The organism is Rathayibacter sp. Leaf299, from assembly GCF_001423055.1.
Lineage (GTDB): Bacteria > Actinomycetota > Actinomycetes > Actinomycetales > Microbacteriaceae > Rathayibacter > Rathayibacter caricis.
The window spans coordinates 476,125-495,589 of the sequence record NZ_LMNT01000002.1; the positions used below are offsets into that span (position 1 = coordinate 476,125).

The window sequence follows — 19,465 nt, forward strand, 5'->3', positions numbered from 1 at the left end:
TTCCCCCGCGCGTCAGGAGACCTCCGTGGCCACCCTGCTCTTCCGTCTCGGCTCGTTCGCCGCTCGTCGCGCGTGGGCGGTGATCGTCGCCTGGGTCGTGATCCTCGGAGTCTCGGTGGGCGCGTTCCTCGCGGCCGGCGGCACGCTGACCAACAGCTTCGACATCCCGGGCACGGCGTCCGGCGCGGTCACCGATCAGCTCGCCGAGAAGCTGCCCGACACGGCGGGCGGCACCGGCACGGTCGTCTACCGCACCGACGACGGCTCGGCCCTGACCGCCGAGCAGGAGTCCGCGATCTCGGCGCTCGCCGCCTCCGCCGCCGACCTCGACGGGGTGGCCGCGGTCGTCGATCCGTTCCAGGCGCGGCAGTCGCAGCTCGACGGAGCCGCGCAGCTGGCCGACGGCCGCGCGCAGCTCGAGGCGGGGGAGGAGCAGCTGGAGGCCGGGCAGGCGCAGCTCGACGCCGGCCGCGCGCAGCTCGACGCCGCGCAGCAGCAGCTCACCGCCGCCCGTGAGCAGGCCGTGGCGGCCGGCGCGCCGGCGCAGCAGCTCGCGGCGATCGACGCGCAGCAGGCTCAGCTCGACCCGCAGAAGGCGCTCCTCGACGAGCAGCAGGCGACCCTCGACGCCTCGCGCCAGGAGCTCGAGGCCGGCGCCGAGCCACTCGACCTCGGCGAGGAGCTGCTCGGCTACGCCGACGGCATCGGGGTCGTGTCCGACGACGGCTCCACCGCCATCGTGAACATCTCGTTCACCGATCCGCGCCTCGAGCTGTCCGAGGAGGTCAAGCAGGGCGTCGTCGACCACTTCGAGGAGTCCCCGGTCGCCGGCGCCGACGTCAGCTTCGCGACCGACCTCGCCCAGGGCGTCCCGCAGATCTTCGGAGTCGGCGAGGTCGTCGGCCTCGTGTTCGCGGCGGTCGTCCTCATCGTGATGCTCGGCTCCCTCGTCGCCGCGGCCCTCCCGATCGTGACCGCCCTGGTCGGAGTCGGCGTGGGCGTCACCGCCTCCCTCGCCTTCTCGGGCGTCATCGACATGGCGTCGGTCACCCCCGTCCTCGGCGTGATGCTCGGCCTCGCGGTCGGCATCGACTACTCCCTCTTCATCGTGAACCGGCACCGGAGGCAGCTGCTCGCGGGAGTCGAGGTCCGCGAGTCGATCGGACTGGCCAACGGCACCTCCGGCACCGCGGTCGTCTTCGCCGGCTCGACCGTCGTCGTCGCACTGCTCGCCCTGAACATCACCGGCATCCCGTTCCTCGCGCTCATGGGCACCGTCGGCGCGATCTGCGTCGCGGTGGCCGTGCTCATCGCGATCACCCTCGCGCCCGCGATCCTCGGCCTCCTCGGCACGCGACTCCTGCGCCGCAAGGCCCGCGCCGCCATCGGTGAGCAGAAGGTGCTCCCGCCCGCCCGGCCCATGTCGACCGTCCGCGCCGTCGTCACGGTCGTCGGCACGATCGTCGCCCTGCTGATCATCGCGATCCCGTCGCTCTCGATGCGCCTCGGCCTGCCCGACGGCTCCAGCGAGCCCGAGGGCTCGACCAGCGCCCGCGCCTTCGAGATCGTGGGCGACGAGTTCGGCGCCGGCGCGAACGGCCCGCTGCTCGTCAGCGCCTCCGTGCCGAGCGGAGTCGCCGACGACGACCTCCTGCGCACGCAGGTCGACATCGCCCGCACGATCGCCGAGCAGGACGACGTGGTCGCCGTCGCGCCCGTCGCCACGTCCGACGACGGCACGCTCCTGGCCTTCCAGGTGCTGCCCGCCGAGGGCCCCAACAGCGCCTCCACCGAGCAGCTCGTGCAGGACCTCCGCGACCTGCCTCCCGTGGGTGACGGCATCGTGCTCGGAGTCGCCGGCCAGGCCGCGACGAACATCGACATCTCGGAGGGGCTCAACGCGGTCCTGCCGACCTACCTGGCGGTCGTCGTCGGGCTCTCGCTGCTCATCATGATCATGGTGTTCCGCTCGCTGCTCGTCCCGGTCATCGCCACGGGAGGCTTCATCCTGTCGCTGTTCGCGACCTACGGCCTGATCACCGCGGTGTTCCAGTTCGGCTGGGGCGCCGACCTGATCGGCCTGCACGCCACCGGCCCGATCCTGAGCTTCCTGCCCGTGATCCTCGTCGGCATCCTCTTCGGGCTCGCGATGGACTACCAGCTCTTCCTCGCGTCGGGGATGCGGGAGGCGTACGTGCACGGCGCGAACGCCCGCCTCGCCGTGGCGCAGGGCTTCCAGGCCGGCAAGTCCGTCGTGATCGCCGCCGCGCTGATCATGGTGGCGGTGTTCGGCGGCTTCATCTTCTCGGAGTCGACCATCATCCGCTCGATGGGCTTCGGCCTCGCGTTCGGTGTGCTCCTCGACGCCTTCGTCGTCCGGATGCTGCTGATGCCCGCTCTGATGCACCTGCTCGGCCGCTCCGCCTGGTGGCTGCCCCGCTGGCTCGACCGGCTGCTGCCCGACGTCGACATCGAGGGCGCCTCGCTCGAGCGGACGCACCCGCACCCGCACGCCTGAACGACGGAACCCCGGCCCGTCGAGGGATCCCGCAGCTGCGGGCTCTCTCGACGGTCCGGGGTTCCCTGGCGCCGGCGACTCCTCCTAGGAGGTGTACCCGGCCTGGATGGACTCGAGGACCTGGTCCGTGCTCGACCCGTCGACCCAGTCGACGATCCCCTTGAAGAAGCTGTCCGAGCCGACGGCCTTGGGCATCAGGTCGGACGCGTCGAAGCGGAACGTGGTGTCCTCGCTCTGCAGGATCGCGATCGAGTCCTTCAGCAGCTCGCTGCTCGCGTTCTCGGGGTCGAGGCCCTTGTTGGCCGAGATGACTCCGCCGAGCGCGACGCGGCTGTTGGCCCAGTCGGCACTCGCGAGGTACTCCTGCACCTTCGCGGTGTCCTCGTCGTCGGCGAACGCGGCGACGAACTCGCCACCGCCGGTCACGGCCTGGTCGTCCTCGGCGCTGATCGGCGGAGTGAGGAACGCCCACACGTCGCCGTCCTCGGCCACCGTCGCGTCGGCGCCGATGATGAAGCCCTCGAAGAAGGAGGCCTGGTGGGTCAGCGCGCAGGTGCCGTTGGCGATGTTCTGCGCGACGTCGCCGAACGCGGTCGAGTTGATCGACGAGACCCCGGCCAGCCCGACGCGGCATCGGAGGCGAAGCCGGCGCACCAGGAGGGACCGCCGCTCTTCTCGGCGATCGTCTTCCCGAGCGCCTCCATCTCGTCCCAGGTCGTCGGAACCGAGACGCCCCACTCCGCGAACTTCGCCGGGGAGTACCAGACGTAGCCCTTCACGCTCGCCATCAGCGGAGCGCCGTACTGCGTGCCGTCGACCTGGCCGTACTTCTGCCAGTCCTCCGACCAGTTGTTCTGGACGTTCGTCAGGGCGCCCTCGGGCAGCTCCTTCACCTTCCCCGAGGCCACCGTGTCGGCCAGCAGCCCCGGCTGCGGGAAGATCGCGAGGTCCGGAGTGTCGCCACCCTGCACCTTGATGCCGATCTGCTGCTCGAAGCCCTTGTCGCCCGTGTACTTGATGTCGATGCCCGACTCCTCCTCCCAGTCCGCCCAGGACTCCTCGAGGAGCGTCGCCTCATCGCCGTTGATGGTGCCGTAGACGTTCACGACCCCGTCGGCGGTGCCGACAGAGCCGCCGCCGGAGCCGCCGCCCGCGTTCGGGTCGTTCGGGTCGCTGCTGCTCGAGCAGCCCGCGAGCGCGAGGCCGGCGGCCGCGAGAACGGCGACCGGAAGGGTGAGACGGCGGTGCAGGGACGATCGCATGGGTACTCCTCAGTGAGTGGGATCGGCGGGCCGGTGATCGGCGAGTGGAGGATCGGCTGGTCGCGGAGGCGGGCCGTCGCGGCGTGCTTGGCCAGGATAGACCGGAAGAGAGCGCTCTCTCGGTAACGATTCGGTACTGGCGGGGATCGCCTGGCGTGACCGTTCGGACCAAGCCGGCAGCCTCGTGATGTTCAAAGGAGGCTGAGCAGGAAACGGCCCCCCTCACGCTCGCCGAGCTGTAATTCGAAGCATGCTCGTCTTCGTCGAGCGGATGGTGGTTCTAACACGAGCGATATTCGCCGGCGTTCGAATCCGCTCTTCGTAATGTCGGGCTCATGCCCACCCTCACCCCGGCCGATCTATCACTCGAGCTCGGAGTTCCGCAGAAACGAATTCGCGACGTTCTCCGAGAATTCTTCGGAACTCTCGACATCGGCACGACGCGCTGGGAACTCAGCGATGAGCAAGCGGATGCTGTTCGCGATCGCCTCCGGGTGGAACCAGTCGAGATCCCACGGTTCTCCCTTTCCGTCGGTGACCAGGTGCTGCGTCGCGCCGTTCATCGAGCGTATGGAGGCCAGCAGCAGGGCGGAATCTCCACTCCGCGATCTCTCGGTGAGATCTTCATCTTCACTGATCCCGCGAAAGGCGCACGGCACGGCTACGACAGGTTCGAAGGCCTGCGGGAGGACGGTTCCTACTCCTACACGGGTGAGGGTCAGGTGGGAGATCAGGTGTTCCTTCGCGGAAATCTTGCCCTCCGGGATGCGGCCAAGAATGGTCGAATCATCCGGCTTTTGACGGTCCAGAACACCCGCGTCACGTATATCGGAGCGTTTACAACAGGCCTTCCGACCTATCGCTACGAGATCATCCCGGACAACGAGGGAACGTTGCGCCGGGGGATCATCTTCAACCTGCTCCCGGTCGATGCCGACGTCACGACGCTGCCCGCTTACGGTGGTGCGAAGCCCGCCGATGCTCACGTCAGCGAGTGGGCAGCTCCCGCCTATTCCGACATCGTCGTGGCAGGAGAGGAGTCAGCACCGATCGACGAGCGAGTTGTCTCCCGTGTCGAATTCGAGCTTCAAGCGGCCTTCGGTGAATGGCTGACGAGGAATGGAACTCCTCCCAGTCGACTGACACTTCCCGTTGGTTCTTCGCGCATCGAGCCGGATCTCTACGTGACGACCAGTGGCTGGATCGTGGAGGCGAAGAAGTCGACCGCGCGCTCGTACGTGCGAACGGCAATCGGGCAGGTCCTCGACTACGCCCATGTCGCCAACGAGAAGGGGCTCGCGGCTGTTCCGGTTATCCTGCTTCCTGGCCACCCCGAGGCGGACCTCCAGCAACTCATCACGAGCTTGAACATCATTACGGCCGTGCGGCAGGGCGAGGAGTTCGAGCTGATCGAGGCTTAGTCGTTTGCGGTGAGCTTCGCCACAGCAGGAAGATCCGGGGTGGCCCACTCGAGGGCAGGCAACTCGTCCCGAGTCAGCCAGCGAAGCGCATCGTGATCCGTGCTCGTCAACGGCGGGTCACCGCGCAAAGTCGTCCACCAGCAGCTCAACCTGATGATGCGAGCGCCTACCGCGGAGTCGTCGACCGTCAGCAGGTCGCCTACGGCGACGACGACTCCGAGCTCTTCCGCTATTTCCCGCTCGAGTGCCTGCTCAGGCGTCTCCCCAGGTTCGATCTTCCCGCCCGGGAACTCCCACAGACCGCCAGCCGATTTCGCAGGCCTGCGTCGGCAGGCGAGGATGCGATCCCCGTCGGTGATGACAGCGGCCACGACCTCGAGAATCTGCATCCGACGATCATGGTCGCCGACAGGCTGGGCATCCGTCACTTCTTCAGCGGGTCGTTCCCCCAGTTCATCAGCGAGTACCGCCACTTCGTCTCCGTCACGTCCCCGTCCGGACGCTGCGCCGAGTGCCGGTGCACGTAGCCGACGACCTTCTTCATGTGGGCGTAGTCGTCGTCGCTGAGGTCGGCCTGCTTCGTGCCGAGGATCTCGATGATGCGGCGGCCGCTGTGGTGGCCGACCGATTCGCCGCCGCCGGACTTCTGGCCGACCTCCTTCGACTCGTCGGTCTCGAGCCAGCTCTCGATCTCCTTCGCCGTCATGTTCACGGCCTCGTGGAAGTCCTCGCGAATGCTCCGCTGCTCGTCCTGATCCGGCATGTCGCTCCTCCTGTCGCAGGCGCCCGGCGCCCTCGTGCTCCTACCAGAGCGTCTGCGCGGGGAGAGGTCAAGCCCCGACCGCACACCCCCGCCCACGCGTAGCGTCGCCCGTATACGGGGGCCAGAGCTCCCGCCTGTCGACTGAGAAGAGAAGAGACACGCATGCCGTCACGGAACACGCTCGTCCGCAGCCTCCACGACCTCGGCGCCGCCGCCTGGTTCGGCGGATCCCTCATGGGCGCCGTCGGGCTGAACGGAGCCGCCGCGACCTCCTCCGACCCGTCCGAGCGCCTCCGCGTCGCGTCGGTCGGCTGGGCCCGCTGGAGCCCGGTGCAGTTCGCCGCGATCATCGCCCACGGCGTCGGAGGCATCGGCCTGATCCTCGCGAACAAGACCCGCCTCGCGAACCAGCAGGAGAGCCGCACCAACACGATCATCAAGACCGTCGTCACCGGTCTCGCCGGCGCCGCGTCGGTCACCGCCGCGATCGCCGGAGCGACTCAGGCCAAGCACATCGACGAGGGAGCAGAGGGAGTCACCGAGGCCGCGCCGCAGAACTCGGCCGAGCTGACGACCGCCCTCCGCGTGCAGAAGGCCACCCAGTGGCTGATCCCGGTGCTGACCTCGGTCATCATCATCCTCGGCGCCCAGCAGGGCGAGCAGCAGCGCCCGGTGAAGGGGCTCTTCGAGACCACGGCGCGCATGTTCCGCAAGTAGCTGAAGTTGGCCTACGACGAGATGCGGATCATCGACCCCTGGTGGGGGTGGTGATCCGTACTTCCTTTGCACGAGATCCTCCTGTCGGCGATGAGCGACGACGCCGATCAGGTTCTGACAGACAGGCGCACGCGCGCAGACTGCGACTCTCCTGCGAGGAAGCGAGCCAACGTGTCCCCGGGTCCTGATGCTCGACGCCCGTTCCTGGAACGTCGACGAGCCCCGCCGAGGGGGGGGATTCGTACGGTTCCCGCCACGTAGAAGCGACCATCTTAGTTCCTCAACGACTCCGTTACCGACCTGCTCCTAATCCGCGTGGCGCAGCGCCAGCAGGCAGGCGCTGCTTTGCCCTCGCGTCGGTCGTCTAGGTCCTGCGTGCAAGGACGGAGGGACGGTGGAGCAGGAGCACCCCGGCAGCGGGAGTTCGGGTTCGGCCGTGAGCTAGACGCGCCGAGCTCGATGGTCGAGGGTGCCTGCCCCTCGCGTGGAAGATGGAGTAGCCTTTCCGGACCTGCGTCGTCCTCCACAGCGCAGCAAGTGCGACGGACTCCACAGAAGTTCAGCACGCAGAGCACCTGAGGAAAGGGCCGTCTACCGTTGGCACGCATGGCCGAACGTCCCGCACAGTCGATCTTTTCTGATAATGAGTGGTTGGAGTGGGCGCACCGCGCTGGTCCGCTCTTTAAATGGGCTGGCGGAAAGCAGCGTTTCCTATGGGATAACCAGCATCTCATCCCGGAGTTCACGGGGGATTACTACGAACCGTTTGCAGGCGGCCTTTCTGTCTTTTTCTTTGTGGCGCGCCAGAGAAGCACACCGCTCACCGGTCATCTTTCGGACGCGAATCTTCGCCTTGTTCGCGCGTACCAGCAGGTAAAACGGGACTGGCGAAGCGTGAATGATCAGCTTCGTCAGCTGGAAGCTGCGTACCGCTCAGCTGAGGACCGCGGACGAATGTATTTTGATGTGCGAACAGCACACAATGCAGCGAGCCCTGCTCCGGATGCCGCAAGGTTTATCTTCCTCATGCGTGCTGGATGGAATGGCGTATATCGCGTCAACCAACGTGGCGGCTTCAATGTTCCTCATGGGCAACTGAAAGACGACCTCGGCTTTCCCAGTGCTGAAGATCTGCGTGCAGTCTCGGTTGCATTGTCAGCTTCTGACCTGCGCGCAAATTCGTGGGAGAGCACTTTGACCTCGGCACGCGAAGGCGACTTTGTATTTCTTGACCCGCCATACTTTTCCGGGTCGCGTAGCCAGCTTTATGAGCCGGGTCGAGAGTTTACATATCTCAATCATGTCCGGCTCGCCGACTACCTCGTGGATCTGAAAAAGCGAGAAGTTGACTTTCTTCTCACCAACGCTGCTCATCCGGCGATGATTAAGCTCTACGAAGAGCGAGGTCTTGAGCTCCGTGCTATCAATATGAGGCGAAGTATCAGCTCGCGAGCCGAGGATCGAGGGGACCAGCTTGAGCTAGTTGTTCTACCCGGCAAGCGGCTGAAAAATACTCGGGCTGAGGCGGCGCTCGACCTTCAAATGAGAGTAAAAAGGGGAAAAATCAATGGCGACAAGAACCTCCAAGAGTGAGCAAAATGCTGTCTCGCGGTTTGGCTCTGAAATTGAGATTGCACATTGCATTCTAGGAGGCAATCTTAATCTGTCCGTGGTTCGGGGTTTTGCTCGGCTAGATCTGCTTGCCGCAGTGAGCCGTCCTGATGTGTACGATCAGGTTTTGAACCCGCTTGGTACACAAAGATTGTTGGAGAAGTCCCACGCAACTCAAGCGGTAGAGTATGCCGTTTCGTCTTCAACTGTCGCTGCTGATACTGATCCGAGAGCATTTCCGGAAATCATCCTGAATGCAAGAGACCGCAGTGCCGTTTCCGTATTCAGTGCCGATGAGGATTCTAGTGAACTCGATTTGATCTCAACGAGCCCCGCCGAGTTTGATCCGCGGCCGGTTAACTTGCGAATCGATCTCGATCTCATTGCGTCTGACGGGAGCGGACTACCCCGAATCAGTCGGGTGGACGGCAATCATCGTCTGAGCCAAGCAATACCTGAGGAAGGTGACGACCTCGACACATTCCCAGTGGTTCCATTTGCGCTGTTCATAGGCCTTACAGACGATCAAGAGCGCGCCCTCTTCAGGGACATTAATGGTACGCAAAAACCCATGCAGACCGCTCACTTAGATACAATCCGCCTGCGACTGGAAGGTTCGTCTAACTTGCTTCAGAGCGAAGCGGGGCGGGCGCTCTGGTTGGCGCGCGAGCTCTCGGAAAGCGGTCGCGCATTTGAGGGTAAGGTTTTCTTTGGCGGCAACACAAAGGGACCTAAGTCGGTCAGTGGAAAGGTGCCCCCAATTCGAATCAATGCGCTTAAGGGCGCGGTGATGACGACCCTGCGGGAAGCTCCTCGACTTGAAGTTGATTTTCTCGGAATCGGTTCGGAGACCTCTGCTGACGATTCTGTCGTTACAGAAGAGCAGGCTCTCCAGATCGTCGTCCTGCTCGACCGCTATTGGGTTGCAGTGAAGAAAGCATACCCGGTTGCATGGCAAGATCGATATGGATTTGTCCTTCTTCAAGCCATCGGACTTACAGCTTTCAGCCGACTCGCCGGAGATGTCATCACCGAACTTGCCTACGAGAAGTCATCGGTTCAGCAGTCAGATTTTGATTTGGTCCTGTCGACTATAGCGGCCAAGGTAGATCTCGCCCGTGAATCTTTCCCGGGACTTGCGGGTCTAGCAGGAGCAAAGGTTCTCTACCAGAAGCTTTTGGCATCCATGACGCAAAGCGATGTGAATGTAGCGTCCGTCAAGAAGCAGCTTCTAGGAGACGTAGTCATCCCGTCCCCGCTAGACGACTGATGCTTGCACCGAGCGAGCGCGAGAAGCTCACCATCTTGGCACAGGAATGGTGTAGTTCGCTCGAGTCTTCTGCGCCTGATGCTTCGACGAACGAAGTGACCTTCACGAAGGAGCAGTTGCTCCCTCGTCTTCAGAATTGGGTCGCATCTCTTTACAGACCAACCCTCATAGTTCGTGGAGACGGGGGGATGCCGACCTCGGCGTCCCTCATATCTCGGTGGTCCTTTTTTCCCGACTTGGAAGTTGCAGAGTTCGATCAAAGGTATGTAGCGTTCGAAGTTAAGATACTTCGAGGCGTTGGAATGTCGGGGTCGATTTCGAAGGCGATCGGGCAGGCGGCTGTTTACACAAGTCGCGGATACGACTCCGCCCATGTAATCGTCATCGATCTGTCGTCGCGCTTCGACGAGTTTCGTCTCCTTCAGCCTGACTTTTCACGGCTTAGAAGCGCGGGAGTGTACGTGCACTGGTACTTGGCTGACCGCAGTTCGAAAAAGCTGAATTACGTTTCAATCTGACATGTGAAGGCGGCTCTGGCTATACACAGGCGTCCAACTCGTCTCGCGCGGGTCACTCCGACGTGCCCATGCAGAACGCCGCCGCGAACGCGCCGGTGCTCGTCTGCTCCGCGATGATCTCGCCGTCGAGGGTGATGCGGCAGGTGATCGCGCCGGTGTCGTCGGCGCCGGTGGTCGCGGTGAGGGACTGGAGCTGCACGGCGAACTCGCCAGCGGCGGGGACCTGCACCTCCTTCGTGAAGGGGAGGGGCTGATCGGCGGCGGCCGCGGTGCCGTCGGCGAGGTCGCTCGAGGTGGCGTAGCCGATGGAGGCGTCGGGGGCGTCGCCGGTGACCTCGAGGAGGAGGGTCCGGGTGGGGCCGGCCGGTTCCGTGCTCTGCGAGAGGGGTGCGCGGCTCGACTCGGCGTCCTCGACGGCGTTCGTGACGCCGGTGACGAAGCCGGCCGTGTAGATCACGGCGAGCACGATCGACAGGATCAGCGCCACCAGGTTCAAGGCCGTGCCGGCGATCGCGGCCTTGCGGGTCCGGTTCTTCAGGAACAGGGCGATCACTGCGAGCACCAGACCCACGAAGGCGACGAAGCCCGAGACGTAGTTCACGATCGGGATCGCGGCGCCGATCAGCGCGACGATGCCGATGATGAGGGACGCGAGACCGAGTCCGTTCCCGGTCTTCCGCCCGGGCGGGGGCGTCGACGGGCCGGGAGCGGGCTCGGGGAAGACGGCGGGGTTGTACAGGGTCATGCCGCCAGTCAACCAGCAGTGGCATTGACCGGGCCATCTCTACATAGCTAGATTTGCGCCATGATCCCGCTCGCCCGCCTCACGCCCGCCACGGTCGACGTGCTGCGCGTCCTCCTCGACGACGGCGCCTCCGTCTGGGGGATGCTCGTCATCAAGCGCACGGGACGCCCGGCGGGCAGCGTCTACCCGATCCTCGAGCGGCTCGAGGGGGCGGGCTGGGTGGCCTCGTCGTGGGAGCCGGACACCGACCGCAGCGGTCCGCGGCGGCGGCTGTACGAGCTGATGGGCGACGGGGCGCAGGCCGCTCGCTCGGCGGTCGAGCGCTTCGACGCGGCAGCGGTGGCGAAGGCATCCAAGGCAAGCCGGTCCGCCCCGGCCGCCGTCCGTCTCTCCGGAGCGGAGGCCCGCGCGTGATCGACCTGCTGCTGCGCCTGCTCGCCCGCCTCCTCCCTCCTCTCGCCCGTGAGCGCTACCTCGAGGAGTGGCGGGCCGATGCGGCCGGCGCCGCCGAGGCGGGTCTGCCCCGCCGCGACGTCGTGCTCGGTGCCCTCGTGCTCAGCGCCACCCTCGACCGAGCGCTGCCGGCGCACTCGGGGGAGCCGCGGTTCCTCCGCCCGCGCCGCCTCGCCCGCCGCGGGCTCGGGCTGCTGACGGCCACCTCGGTCGTGCTGATCGGCTTCTCTCTGACCGCCGGCGGCATCGTGCCCGAGAACGCTCCGGAGGGTGTCGTCGCCGCCACGCGGGCGGTCGGTGGGCTCGTCGTCGCTCTCGCGCTTCTCGCGGGGGTCGTCGGAGTCGCGCACCTGATCGGAGCCGCCCGCTCGGCCGAGACCCGCACGGCCCGGGTGTCGCTGCTCCTGGCGGTCGTCGGGCCGCTGACGGTCGTGCTCGGCACCCTCCTCCCCGGGGCGCCCTGGTGGCTGACCCTGCTCGGCTTCGTGATCGTGCTCGCCGGCCTCGCGACCGGTCTCGCCGTCATCGGAGGCACGCGACCGGTCGCTCTCGAGCACCGCGTCCCGACCCGGAGGCAGCGTGTCCCGGTCGCGGTCGCCGGTGCCGCGCTGATGCTCGCCGTCATCGTGCTCGGTTCGATCGACCTGCTCGTCTGGAACCCGCTCGCCAAGGTGCCCGGCACCGAGCTCTCGACGATCTACGCGCTGATGGCCGAGCGCGACGGGTTCTCGCTGCAGCCCACGCTCGTCGCGCTCGTGGTCTGGGTGGTCTTCTGGACGGTGCCGACCTTGCTCATCACCGCGCTGGCCGTGCATCGCGCAGGTGGCCCGCTCACTCCTCGACGCCTCGCGATCGCGATGCTCGCGCTCGTCGGCGCGGCGATCTTCTGCCGTTTCTTCACCGGATTCGGCATCGGCATGTCGATCGCCGACACCTTCTACACCTCCGGCGGCGACGGCTCGGTCGTCTCGGCGGCGCTCGCGATCGTCGGCCAGCTGTCGTTCGCGGCGGCCGCGATCCTGCTGGGCTGGGCTCCGCGGGTCGTGGTGCGGCCGGCCGAGAGCGCGGTGGCGGCGTAGCTCACGCGGAACATCAGCCAGTGAGGGGGTCTCTCGGCTGTCAGCCGTCCGACACCCTCACGGGCCGATGTTCTGCACGCAGAAGCGGGGCCGACTCGCGTCGACCCCGCTCCGGCGTCCGTCCTACTGCTCGCTCGGGCGGCGGCGCCTGGTCAGGGCGAGCACCGCTCCTCCTCCCGCCACGAGGGCGAAGGCGAGGGCGGCGAGACCGGTCGTCCCCTCCGCTCCGGTGTGCGCGAGCGCCGCAGCGGGCTTCGCGGTGCCGGGCCTCGGAGTGGAGGACGGCACGGGAGCGACGGGAGCCGCGGTCGTGGTCGGCGCCGCGGTCGGCGCCGCGGTCGGCTCGGCGGTGGGCGCGACGGTCGGCACAGGCGTCGCGGTCGGCTCAGCCGTCGGCGTCACGGTCGGCTCCGGCGTCGGCTCCGCCGCCACCAGCTCCGGAGTCGACGCCGGCGCCACGCGGTGCAGCGTCGCCTGCTCGTAGTCGTACGACATCGCCAGCAGCGCCGCGTCCTGGCTGCGCGGGGCGGCCAGCTCGAGACCCGCGGCCGCTCCGGTCGAGGTGAACCCGGCGGGCAGCGAGACCGTCGGGATGCCCGTGTTCGCTCCCACATCGCAGAACGTCGTGCCCGCCCACTCCGGAGTCGCGGACGTCGCGCTCGTCGGCATGGCGAGGGCGTCGAGGTCGTGGTCGACGAAGTACTGGTCCATCGCGATCTTGCCGGCCTCCTGCTCGGCGACCGCCGCGTCGTAGGCGGGGTTCGGGATGTCCTCGTTGCTCTGGAAGTACTCGACGTCGCCGGGGAGCAGCGACGTCTTCCCGTCGGCGATGACGTCCGAGAAGGTGAGCGCATCGGCCGGCTCGGTGAGTGCGGCGAGGCCCTCGGGCCAGGTCGCGTCCGTCGAGGCGAAGAACGAGTCGATGCTCGGGCGCATGTCGATCCAGCCGCCGCTCTTCAGCGTCCCCGAGACGAACTCGCGGGTGAAGTCGGGCACGGGCACGATCTCGGCGCCCTGCGCGGCCAGATCGCGGACCGCCTGGTCGACCAGCGCGGTCGTCTCGGCGAGGCCCGGACGCGCCGGGTCCTCCTCGTAGTCCCAGCGCACGTAGCCGATCCGCTTGCCCTCGAGCGCGGTGTCGCTGAGGCCCTCGACGTACGAGTCGGTGTCCTGCTCCGCGGCGATCACGGTCTGCGGGTCGGTCGGGTCGACGCCGGCGAGCACCTCCATCAGCAGCGCGGCATCCGTCACGGTCGTCGTCATCGGCCCCGACACGTCCTGGCGGAGCGACAGCGGCACGATGCCGGTGACGCTCGTGAGTCCCATGGTCGGGCGGTAGCCGACGAGGCTCTGGTGGGCGCTCGGCCCGACGATCGAGCCGCAGGAGTCGGTGCCGAGGCCCGCGGGGGCGTAGCCGGCCGCGACGGCCGCGCCCGTTCCTCCGCTCGACCCGCTGGCGCTGTTCGCCTGGTTGTAGGGGTTGGTGGTGCGGCCGCGCTCGGAGCTCAGCGTGTAGGTGCCGTGCCACGCGAACTCGGCCATGTTCGTCTTCGCGAGGATGATCGCTCCGGCGTCGCGCAGGCGCTCGACCGCGGTCGAGTCGAGCTTCGTCTGGTACGTGTGCAGCGAGGCGCTGCCGGCGGTCGTGGGCATGTCGAACGTGGCGTAGTTGTCCTTCACCAGGATCGGGATGCCGTGCAGCGGTCCGCGGATCGTGCCCTCGGCACGCTCGGCGTCGAGCTCGGCGGCCGTGTCGAGGGCGTCGGGGTTGGCGAGGATCACGGCGGCGAGTCCGGGCTGGTCGCCGTACGGGTCGTCGTACGCCGCGATGCGGTCGAGGTACTGCTGCGTCAGGGCGACCGATGTGGTCGCTCCGGACTCGAGGAGGGCGAGGGCGTCGGTGATGCTGAGATCGACGACCGCGGGGGCGGACGCGGGGGCCGTCGCACCGACGGCGGCGGGGGCGGTGATGGCGGCGCCGAGCGCGAGGCCCGAGCAGAGGGAGACGGCGGCGGAGAGTCGGGCGACCCTCCGGAAGGAGGAGTGGGACAAGCGAGGACCTTCGGATCGAGTGGGAAGAGGCTTGGAACCTCCCCAGTCTTCGGGTCGCGTGTTGCGGATCCGTTTCCGACCGGTTTCGATCTCGGCCCATCAGGCCCGTCGCTGCCTTCAGCCGCGGTCGAGAAGCGCTGCGAGCACTCCGCTCGTCACGAGGGCCCAGCCCACGAGCAGGGCGGCGCCGACCGCCCCGAGCAGGATCGCGACCGCGCGCCGCTCGCTCCGGGTCACCGCGCGGCCTCGGGAACGGGGAGTTCCTCCGGGACGAACGTCAGGATGTCGCCCGGCTGGCAGCCGAGCACCGAGCAGATCGCGTCGAGCGTCGAGAAGCGGATCGCCTTCGCCCGCCCGTTCTTGAGGATCGAGACGTTCGCCGTCGTGATGCCGATCGCCGAGGCCAGCTCGGTCACCGACATCTTCCGCTTGGCGAGCTCGACGTCCAGCTGCAGCACGATCGCCATCAGACGATCTCCGCCAGCTCGCTGCGCTGCTCGACCGCGAGGTGCAGGAGGCGCCGCATCACCATGACGAGGAGGCCCAGCGTCGCGCTCGACACCGCGACCAGTCCGAAGGCGAGCGCGGGGATCGGAGCGGGGACCACAGCGAGGACCGCGACCGCGCCGCCCGCCGCCAGGACGGCTCCGAACAGGAACGCGCCGATCGCGAGGTCGACCCACAGATCGGAGCGGTGATCGCCGGCGAAGAGCGCGTCGTCGCGCACCAGCGACACCAGCCGCCAGACCGCGACGAGCACGGCCTCGACGCAGAGGACGCCCGCGACGAGGACGGCGACGAGCACCCCGTCGATCGGACCGCCGTCGAGCGCGGTCGCGGCGACCGGGCCGACGGCGACCTGCACGACGACGCAGCCGAGCAGCAGCACGGCGAGCAGGGCTCGGAGTGCGACGAGGAGTGAGCGGGGCATCGGGGTCCTCCGGAAGGTGCTGCGTATCGAAGATCGAGCGATTCGTATCGACATTCGATACTGCCAGCTCGTAGCGGGGCCCCGCAAGAGCCTTCACCCGCCCTGTCAGCGCCCGAAGTCCTGCACAGATAAGGCTGAGCGCCGCGAGTCGCCCCGATCTCGCCGGATCGACCCTCTCAGCCTTATTTCTGCAGGAGCAGCGCCCCTCAGGCCCCGCCTGTCCCCGCCCCGAACACGTCCTCGTACAACCCGGTCAGCTCCGGCGAGCTCGGCCCCGTCAGTCCGCAGCCCAGCAGCGCGTTCTCGTCGGCTGCGAGCAGGTAGTCGGTCCCCGTCTGCCAGGTGACGCCCCGGCCCTGCGTCACGGTGACGCTGTCGCCGACCTCCCCGGCGAACCGCTCGAGCACCCTCAGCTCGACCGTGCCGTCGTCGATCGAGCGCACCTCGGCCCGGAACGCGACCTGCGCCGAGGCGAGCGCCTCCGCCGGATCCGCGGGGCAGCCGTTCGTCGCTCCTGACAGCCGTGCCGACGACGTGGCCAGGGCGAACGCGAGCGGCAGGAGGAGGGAGGCGATGGCCGCGACGGCGAGCGCGCCCACTCCCGCGATCAGCCAGGGCGAGCGGCGGCGCGGCGGGGCGTCGTCGCGGTCGGTGCCCGAGAGGACCACGGCCAGCTCGCGATCCGAGAGCGGAGGCAGGCTCGCAGCCGGATCGATCGCGCGGAGGAGCGCGCGCAGATCGCCGTCCCTCTCGGGCGATCCCCGCAGGAGCTCCTGCCCGATCCTGCGGCGCCCGCGCTCGAGCCGGTCCGTCGCGTCCTCCTCGGGCATGCCGAGCACGATGCCGATCGCGTGCGCGTCGAGACCGTCCCACGCCCACAGGCGGAGGGGCTCCGCATCCGATTCCGCCACGCGCGAGAGGGCCAGCCGCACCCGGTCGTGCAGCCGCCGTGACTCCTCGTCGGTCTGCAGCTGCGGCGGTTCGACCAGCGCGAGCCGCTGCGAGAGGAGGGACTGCCGGCGCTGACCGCGGAGCGCGTTCCGCAGCAGGGCGCGGGCGATCGCGAGCGCCTGGGCGACCGGATCGGGCGGGGCGATCCTCCGCTCGCGCAGCACGGTGATCGTCTGCGCGAGGACGTCGTCGGCGGTGCCGGCGTCGGCGCGGCGCCACAGGTAGCGGCGGACCGGGTCGGCGACCGTGGCGGCGAGCACGGCGAACCGTTCGGGGTCGGCGAGAGGATCCTGCATGACCTCATGGTCGCCCCTCGCGCGCCGGATCGCACATCCGGGGTCTCGAGGGGCCGGTGGCGATCGGGGCCGGGGCGCGGGAGGCTGGTGGCATGGATCACGACGGACGCCCGGCTTCCGCCCGCCCGGTAGCGCCCGCCGCGGTGGCGAGCTCCACTCTCGGCCTGGTCGCGCTCGTCGCGTTCCCGGTTCCGCTGCTGTCCGCGGCCGCGGGTCTCGTGGCGGTCCTTCTCGCCCGCTCGTCGCGGGAGCAGCTGCGCGCCGAGCCGTCGCTCCGCAGGGCCCGCGCGAGCCTGCTCGACTTCGTGCTCGGGACGGCCGCGCTGGTCGTGGGCGCGGCGCAGGTGCTGGCGCCGTACGTGCTGATGGTGCTGTTCTTCCTGTAGGCGCGCGCCTTCTACGTCGTCAGCGTCCCGATCACCGCGACCACCTGGATCGCGGTCAGGAGCCAGCCCACGAATACGGCGTAGGTCGCGAACCCCCAGCCCGCGCGCCCCGACCGGCGGACTTGGGACCGGCCGAGCAGCCCGCAGACGACCGCCGCGGGTCCCACCAGGAACGCGAGCACGAACCCGGCGATCGCCATCGGCTCCACGGCCGGATCGGTGACCAGCCCCGCGTCCCTCCGCGCCCGCCCCTGCGCGTACGAGACCGGCACGGCGATCGCGAGCACGATCACCGGCGAGAGCACGAGCAGGATGATCGCGATGTGCCATCCGACGAGTCCGTAAAGCATCCCGCGAGCCTACGGAGGCGGACCGGCGGAGTCGTCACCCGCGCGGGGGAGCCCGCTCGCTAGCCTGTACCCCGGCGATCCGCCCGCCCCGCCCCCTTCTTCCCGCCCGAGGAGCCTCATGCCCACCTGGTCCCTGCACGGAGACGGCCGCACCGTCGAGCCCGGCGCCGTCGTCGCCCCCGACGAGCGGCTCAGCTGGCCCGCGACGATCGCGATCGGCATCCAGCACGTCGTCGCCATGTTCGGAGCGACGTTCCTCGTCCCCGTCCTCACCGGCTTCCCCGTCGCCACGACCCTGCTCTTCTCGGGTGTCGGCACGCTCCTCTTCCTCCTGATCACGCGCAACAAGCTGCCCAGCTACCTCGGGTCGAGCTTCGCGTTCATCGCTCCCGTCACCGCCGCGACCGCCGTCGGCGGAACCGGGTCGGCGCTCGCCGGGATCGTCGCCGTCGGCCTCCTGCTCGCCGCGGTCGGGGTCCTGGTGCAGTTCGTCGGCCTCGGCTGGATCGACCGCCTGATGCCCCCGGTGGTGTCGGGCGCGATCGTGGCCCTGATCGGCTTCAACCTCGCTCCCGCCGCCTGGGACAGCTTCGAGAAGGCGCCCATCACGGCGACCGTCACGCTCGCCGCGATCGTCCTCGGCGGAGTGTTCTTCCGCGGCTTCCTCGGCCGCGTCTCGATCTTCGTCGGCGTCGTGATCGGCTACGTCGTGGCGCTGCTGCGTGACGAGATCGACTACTCCGCGGTCGGCGACGCCGCCTGGATCGGCCTGCCGCCCTTCTCCTTCCCCGACTTCGCGTCCGGATCGACGTGGTCGGGCATCGCGATGTTCCTCCCCGTCGTGCTCGTCCTCATCGCCGAGAACGTCGGCCACGTGCGCGGCGTCGCGACCATGACCGACTCCTCCGTCAACGCTCACACCGGCCGCGCGCTGATCGCCGACGGCGTCGCGACCGCGGTCTCGGGCACGTTCGGCGGCTCGGGCACCACGACCTACGGCGAGAACATCGGAGTGATGGCCGCCACGCGCGTCTACTCGACCGCCGCGTACTGGGTCGCCGGCGTCACCGCCGTGCTTCTCAGCCTCTCGCCCAAGGTCGGCGCGGTCTTCAACTCCATCCCCGCGGGCGTCCTCGGCGGCGCGACCACCGCTCTCTACGGCCTCATCGGAGTCATCGGCATCAAGATCTGGGTCGACAACCGAGTCGACTTCTCGCGCCCGGTCAACCAGTACACGGGCGCCGTCGCCCTGGTCATCGCGATCGCGGGCTTCCGCTTCTCGTCGGGCGGCTTCGAGCTCGGCGGCATCGTGCTCGGAGCGGGAGCGGCGCTGGTGATCTACCACCTGGGCAACGCGATCGCGCGCTGGCGCCGGACGGGCGCTGACGACGGCGGGCCGCTGCCGGCGATCGGGCAGCTGGGCGGGGACGTGCAGAAGTAGGGGAGGGCGAGGGGGCAGCGTCAGGCTCCGACGAAGAACGTGAAAGCTCCGGAGTCGACGAGCGAGGAGATTCGCCACGTGCCGCCGGGGATGTCGTTGATCGGAGCCTGAGCGCACGCGAGGAGATCCACCTCCGCACCGCCGTACATCGTTCCTACGTCCGAGAGCGCGCCCGGGGCCGGTAGCACCACGTTGCAGGACGTCGCGTCGAAACTGTTGCCGGCGGCCGTGACGTACTCGATCATGAACGACGACCACGGGTCGGCGCCGTCCACTGCCGCCTCCGGGTCTTCGATGGACACGTGGACCGGCGCCGTCACATAGGTACGGGCGGTGGCGGGCTGCTCGTTGTACTCGTTCTCCGCCGCGATCTCGGGTTGCGCGTCCGCGTCGGTGGCGCCGACGGAGAACGTCCATATCGAATCCTCGGCGTACTTCACCGGCACGTTCACCGAAGTCGGGTTCGCGCGTGTCCCGGACTCGGGTGGCGAGGTCGGCTCTGCAGCGGGAGTCGCTGCGACGGGCGATGCGGTCGAGGTGACGGCAGTGGCCTCGGACCCCGTGTCGGCGGGAGCGTCCGCGGTGCATCCGACCAGTGCAAGTGCGGCTGTGCCTGCAACCAGAAGCGTAGCGACGCGGGAAAGCTTCACGAAGGACCTCGTTCTCTCGAAAGCCTGAGAGTAAGGCCGATGCGACGCAGG

At 68.1% G+C, this 19,465-nt stretch carries 20 protein-coding genes; 9 read left to right on the top strand and 11 right to left on the bottom strand.

All coding sequences use genetic code 11. The features are described from left to right. The first annotated feature begins 25 nt into the window (after nucleotides 1-25). Entirely contained in the window at nucleotides 26-2,518 is a 2,493-nt protein-coding gene (locus tag ASF48_RS09450; protein WP_055790235.1) for an MMPL family transporter, read from the top strand. Nucleotides 2,519-2,602: 84 nt separating this feature from the next. On the opposite strand, the gene ASF48_RS20065 is transcribed toward ASF48_RS09450, so the two are convergent. Both ASF48_RS20065 and ASF48_RS20070 read right to left on the bottom strand, forming a co-directional pair. Beyond that, nucleotides 2,603-3,172, bottom strand: a complete 570-nt coding sequence (locus ASF48_RS20065; RefSeq protein ID WP_327205439.1) for a hypothetical protein — start codon at nucleotides 3,170-3,172, stop codon at nucleotides 2,603-2,605. Beyond that, the gene (locus ASF48_RS20070) at nucleotides 3,061-3,780 is read right to left on the bottom strand and encodes an ABC transporter substrate-binding protein (RefSeq protein WP_327205440.1); all 720 of its coding nucleotides are present in this window, start codon (nucleotides 3,778-3,780) and stop codon (nucleotides 3,061-3,063) included. The genes ASF48_RS20065 and ASF48_RS20070 overlap by 112 nt, the downstream gene beginning before the upstream one ends. A gap of 335 nt (nucleotides 3,781-4,115) precedes the next feature. Between ASF48_RS20070 and ASF48_RS09460 the strand changes: the two genes are divergently transcribed. Next, nucleotides 4,116-5,201 (top strand): hypothetical protein, encoded by a 1,086-nt coding sequence (locus tag ASF48_RS09460; RefSeq protein ID WP_055790238.1) that lies wholly within the window; start codon nucleotides 4,116-4,118, stop codon nucleotides 5,199-5,201. Here ASF48_RS09460 and ASF48_RS09465 read toward each other — a convergent pair. Both ASF48_RS09465 and ASF48_RS09470 read right to left on the bottom strand, forming a co-directional pair. Continuing rightward, nucleotides 5,198-5,590 carry a (deoxy)nucleoside triphosphate pyrophosphohydrolase gene (locus ASF48_RS09465; RefSeq protein WP_055790242.1) on the bottom strand — a complete coding sequence of 131 codons (393 nt, stop codon included), beginning with the start codon at nucleotides 5,588-5,590 and terminating at the stop codon, nucleotides 5,198-5,200. The genes ASF48_RS09460 and ASF48_RS09465 overlap by 4 nt on opposite strands. Before the next feature lie 35 nt (nucleotides 5,591-5,625). Continuing rightward, nucleotides 5,626-5,964: a DUF3140 domain-containing protein gene (locus ASF48_RS09470; RefSeq protein WP_055790245.1), complete on the bottom strand. Its 339-nt coding sequence runs from the start codon at nucleotides 5,962-5,964 to the stop codon at nucleotides 5,626-5,628. Between the two features lie 162 nt (nucleotides 5,965-6,126). Here ASF48_RS09470 and ASF48_RS09475 point away from each other — a divergent pair, with 162 nt between their 5' ends. From ASF48_RS09475 to ASF48_RS19415, 3 genes are all read left to right on the top strand, one after another. After that, the gene (locus ASF48_RS09475; protein ID WP_055790249.1) at nucleotides 6,127-6,681 is read left to right on the top strand and encodes a hypothetical protein; all 555 of its coding nucleotides are present in this window, start codon (nucleotides 6,127-6,129) and stop codon (nucleotides 6,679-6,681) included. Nucleotides 6,682-7,287: 606 nt separating this feature from the next. Then, entirely contained in the window at nucleotides 7,288-8,274 is a 987-nt protein-coding gene (locus tag ASF48_RS19010) for a DNA adenine methylase (RefSeq protein WP_082481189.1), read from the top strand. Next, the gene (locus tag ASF48_RS19415) at nucleotides 8,249-9,562 is read left to right on the top strand and encodes a DNA sulfur modification protein DndB (protein ID WP_157603126.1); all 1,314 of its coding nucleotides are present in this window, start codon (nucleotides 8,249-8,251) and stop codon (nucleotides 9,560-9,562) included. Before ASF48_RS19010 ends, ASF48_RS19415 begins: the two co-directional genes overlap by 26 nt. Nucleotides 9,563-10,132: 570 nt before the next feature. On the opposite strand, the gene ASF48_RS09485 is transcribed toward ASF48_RS19415, so the two are convergent. Next, nucleotides 10,133-10,825, bottom strand: a complete 693-nt coding sequence (locus ASF48_RS09485) for an MmpS family transport accessory protein (protein ID WP_055790255.1) — start codon at nucleotides 10,823-10,825, stop codon at nucleotides 10,133-10,135. Nucleotides 10,826-10,885: 60 nt separating this feature from the next. Between ASF48_RS09485 and ASF48_RS09490 the strand changes: the two genes are divergently transcribed. Together ASF48_RS09490 and ASF48_RS09495 are read left to right on the top strand one after the other, a co-directional pair. Beyond that, nucleotides 10,886-11,239: a PadR family transcriptional regulator gene (locus ASF48_RS09490; protein ID WP_055790258.1), complete on the top strand. Its 354-nt coding sequence runs from the start codon at nucleotides 10,886-10,888 to the stop codon at nucleotides 11,237-11,239. Beyond that, nucleotides 11,236-12,357, top strand: coding sequence for a hypothetical protein (locus ASF48_RS09495; RefSeq protein WP_055790260.1), 1,122 nt, complete (start codon nucleotides 11,236-11,238; stop codon nucleotides 12,355-12,357). The genes ASF48_RS09490 and ASF48_RS09495 overlap by 4 nt, the downstream gene beginning before the upstream one ends. Nucleotides 12,358-12,480: 123 nt before the next feature. On the opposite strand, the gene ASF48_RS09500 is transcribed toward ASF48_RS09495, so the two are convergent. The 4 genes from ASF48_RS09500 to ASF48_RS09515 all read right to left on the bottom strand — a co-directional run bounded on the left by ASF48_RS09500 (nucleotide 12,481) and on the right by ASF48_RS09515 (nucleotide 16,587). Beyond that, a complete protein-coding gene (locus ASF48_RS09500) occupies nucleotides 12,481-14,409 on the bottom strand; it encodes an amidase family protein (RefSeq protein ID WP_055790263.1) in 1,929 nt (642 codons plus the stop codon). Between the two features lie 233 nt (nucleotides 14,410-14,642). Continuing rightward, nucleotides 14,643-14,876 (bottom strand): helix-turn-helix domain-containing protein, encoded by a 234-nt coding sequence (locus ASF48_RS09505; RefSeq protein ID WP_055790266.1) that lies wholly within the window; start codon nucleotides 14,874-14,876, stop codon nucleotides 14,643-14,645. Beyond that, nucleotides 14,876-15,340 (bottom strand): DUF2975 domain-containing protein, encoded by a 465-nt coding sequence (locus ASF48_RS09510; RefSeq protein WP_055790268.1) that lies wholly within the window; start codon nucleotides 15,338-15,340, stop codon nucleotides 14,876-14,878. The genes ASF48_RS09505 and ASF48_RS09510 overlap by 1 nt, the downstream gene beginning before the upstream one ends. A gap of 206 nt (nucleotides 15,341-15,546) precedes the next feature. Then, a complete protein-coding gene (locus ASF48_RS09515) occupies nucleotides 15,547-16,587 on the bottom strand; it encodes an RNA polymerase sigma factor (RefSeq protein WP_055790271.1) in 1,041 nt (346 codons plus the stop codon). A 92-nt stretch (nucleotides 16,588-16,679) separates the two neighbouring features. Here ASF48_RS09515 and ASF48_RS09520 point away from each other — a divergent pair, with 92 nt between their 5' ends. Beyond that, complete coding sequence (locus ASF48_RS09520) at nucleotides 16,680-16,973, top strand: hypothetical protein (RefSeq protein WP_157603127.1); 294 nt, start codon at nucleotides 16,680-16,682, stop codon at nucleotides 16,971-16,973. Nucleotides 16,974-16,984: 11 nt separating this feature from the next. On the opposite strand, the gene ASF48_RS09525 is transcribed toward ASF48_RS09520, so the two are convergent. After that, nucleotides 16,985-17,323, bottom strand: a complete 339-nt coding sequence (locus tag ASF48_RS09525) for a DUF4190 domain-containing protein (RefSeq protein WP_055790276.1) — start codon at nucleotides 17,321-17,323, stop codon at nucleotides 16,985-16,987. A gap of 118 nt (nucleotides 17,324-17,441) precedes the next feature. Here ASF48_RS09525 and ASF48_RS09530 point away from each other — a divergent pair, with 118 nt between their 5' ends. Next, complete coding sequence (locus tag ASF48_RS09530; protein ID WP_055790279.1) at nucleotides 17,442-18,764, top strand: uracil-xanthine permease family protein; 1,323 nt, start codon at nucleotides 17,442-17,444, stop codon at nucleotides 18,762-18,764. 20 nt (nucleotides 18,765-18,784) lie between these two features. Here ASF48_RS09530 and ASF48_RS09535 read toward each other — a convergent pair whose 3' ends face one another. Further along, a complete protein-coding gene (locus ASF48_RS09535; protein ID WP_157603128.1) occupies nucleotides 18,785-19,414 on the bottom strand; it encodes a hypothetical protein in 630 nt (209 codons plus the stop codon). Nucleotides 19,415-19,465 lie beyond the last annotated feature (51 nt).

Excerpts from the sequence above, each read along its gene's own strand:
- ASF48_RS09525 (WP_055790276.1), bottom strand. The coding sequence starts at position 17,323 with ATGCTTTACGGACTCGTCGGATGGCACATCGCGATCATCCTGCTCGTG.
- ASF48_RS09490 (WP_055790258.1), top strand. The coding sequence starts at position 10,886 with ATGATCCCGCTCGCCCGCCTCACGCCCGCCACGGTCGACGTGCTGCGC.
- ASF48_RS09475 (WP_055790249.1), top strand. The coding sequence starts at position 6,127 with ATGCCGTCACGGAACACGCTCGTCCGCAGCCTCCACGACCTCGGCGCC.
- ASF48_RS20070 (WP_327205440.1), bottom strand. The coding sequence starts at position 3,780 with ATGCGATCGTCCCTGCACCGCCGTCTCACCCTTCCGGTCGCCGTTCTC.
- ASF48_RS09530 (WP_055790279.1), top strand. The coding sequence starts at position 17,442 with ATGCCCACCTGGTCCCTGCACGGAGACGGCCGCACCGTCGAGCCCGGC.
- ASF48_RS09470 (WP_055790245.1), bottom strand. The coding sequence starts at position 5,964 with ATGCCGGATCAGGACGAGCAGCGGAGCATTCGCGAGGACTTCCACGAG.
- ASF48_RS09505 (WP_055790266.1), bottom strand. The coding sequence starts at position 14,876 with ATGGCGATCGTGCTGCAGCTGGACGTCGAGCTCGCCAAGCGGAAGATG.
- ASF48_RS09460 (WP_055790238.1), top strand. The coding sequence starts at position 4,116 with ATGCCCACCCTCACCCCGGCCGATCTATCACTCGAGCTCGGAGTTCCG.
- ASF48_RS09465 (WP_055790242.1), bottom strand. The coding sequence starts at position 5,590 with ATGCAGATTCTCGAGGTCGTGGCCGCTGTCATCACCGACGGGGATCGC.
- ASF48_RS09515 (WP_055790271.1), bottom strand. The coding sequence starts at position 16,587 with ATGCAGGATCCTCTCGCCGACCCCGAACGGTTCGCCGTGCTCGCCGCC.
- ASF48_RS19415 (WP_157603126.1), top strand. The coding sequence starts at position 8,249 with ATGGCGACAAGAACCTCCAAGAGTGAGCAAAATGCTGTCTCGCGGTTT.
- ASF48_RS09485 (WP_055790255.1), bottom strand. The coding sequence starts at position 10,825 with ATGACCCTGTACAACCCCGCCGTCTTCCCCGAGCCCGCTCCCGGCCCG.
- ASF48_RS09520 (WP_157603127.1), top strand. The coding sequence starts at position 16,680 with ATGGATCACGACGGACGCCCGGCTTCCGCCCGCCCGGTAGCGCCCGCC.
- ASF48_RS09510 (WP_055790268.1), bottom strand. The coding sequence starts at position 15,340 with ATGCCCCGCTCACTCCTCGTCGCACTCCGAGCCCTGCTCGCCGTGCTG.
- ASF48_RS19010 (WP_082481189.1), top strand. The coding sequence starts at position 7,288 with ATGGCCGAACGTCCCGCACAGTCGATCTTTTCTGATAATGAGTGGTTG.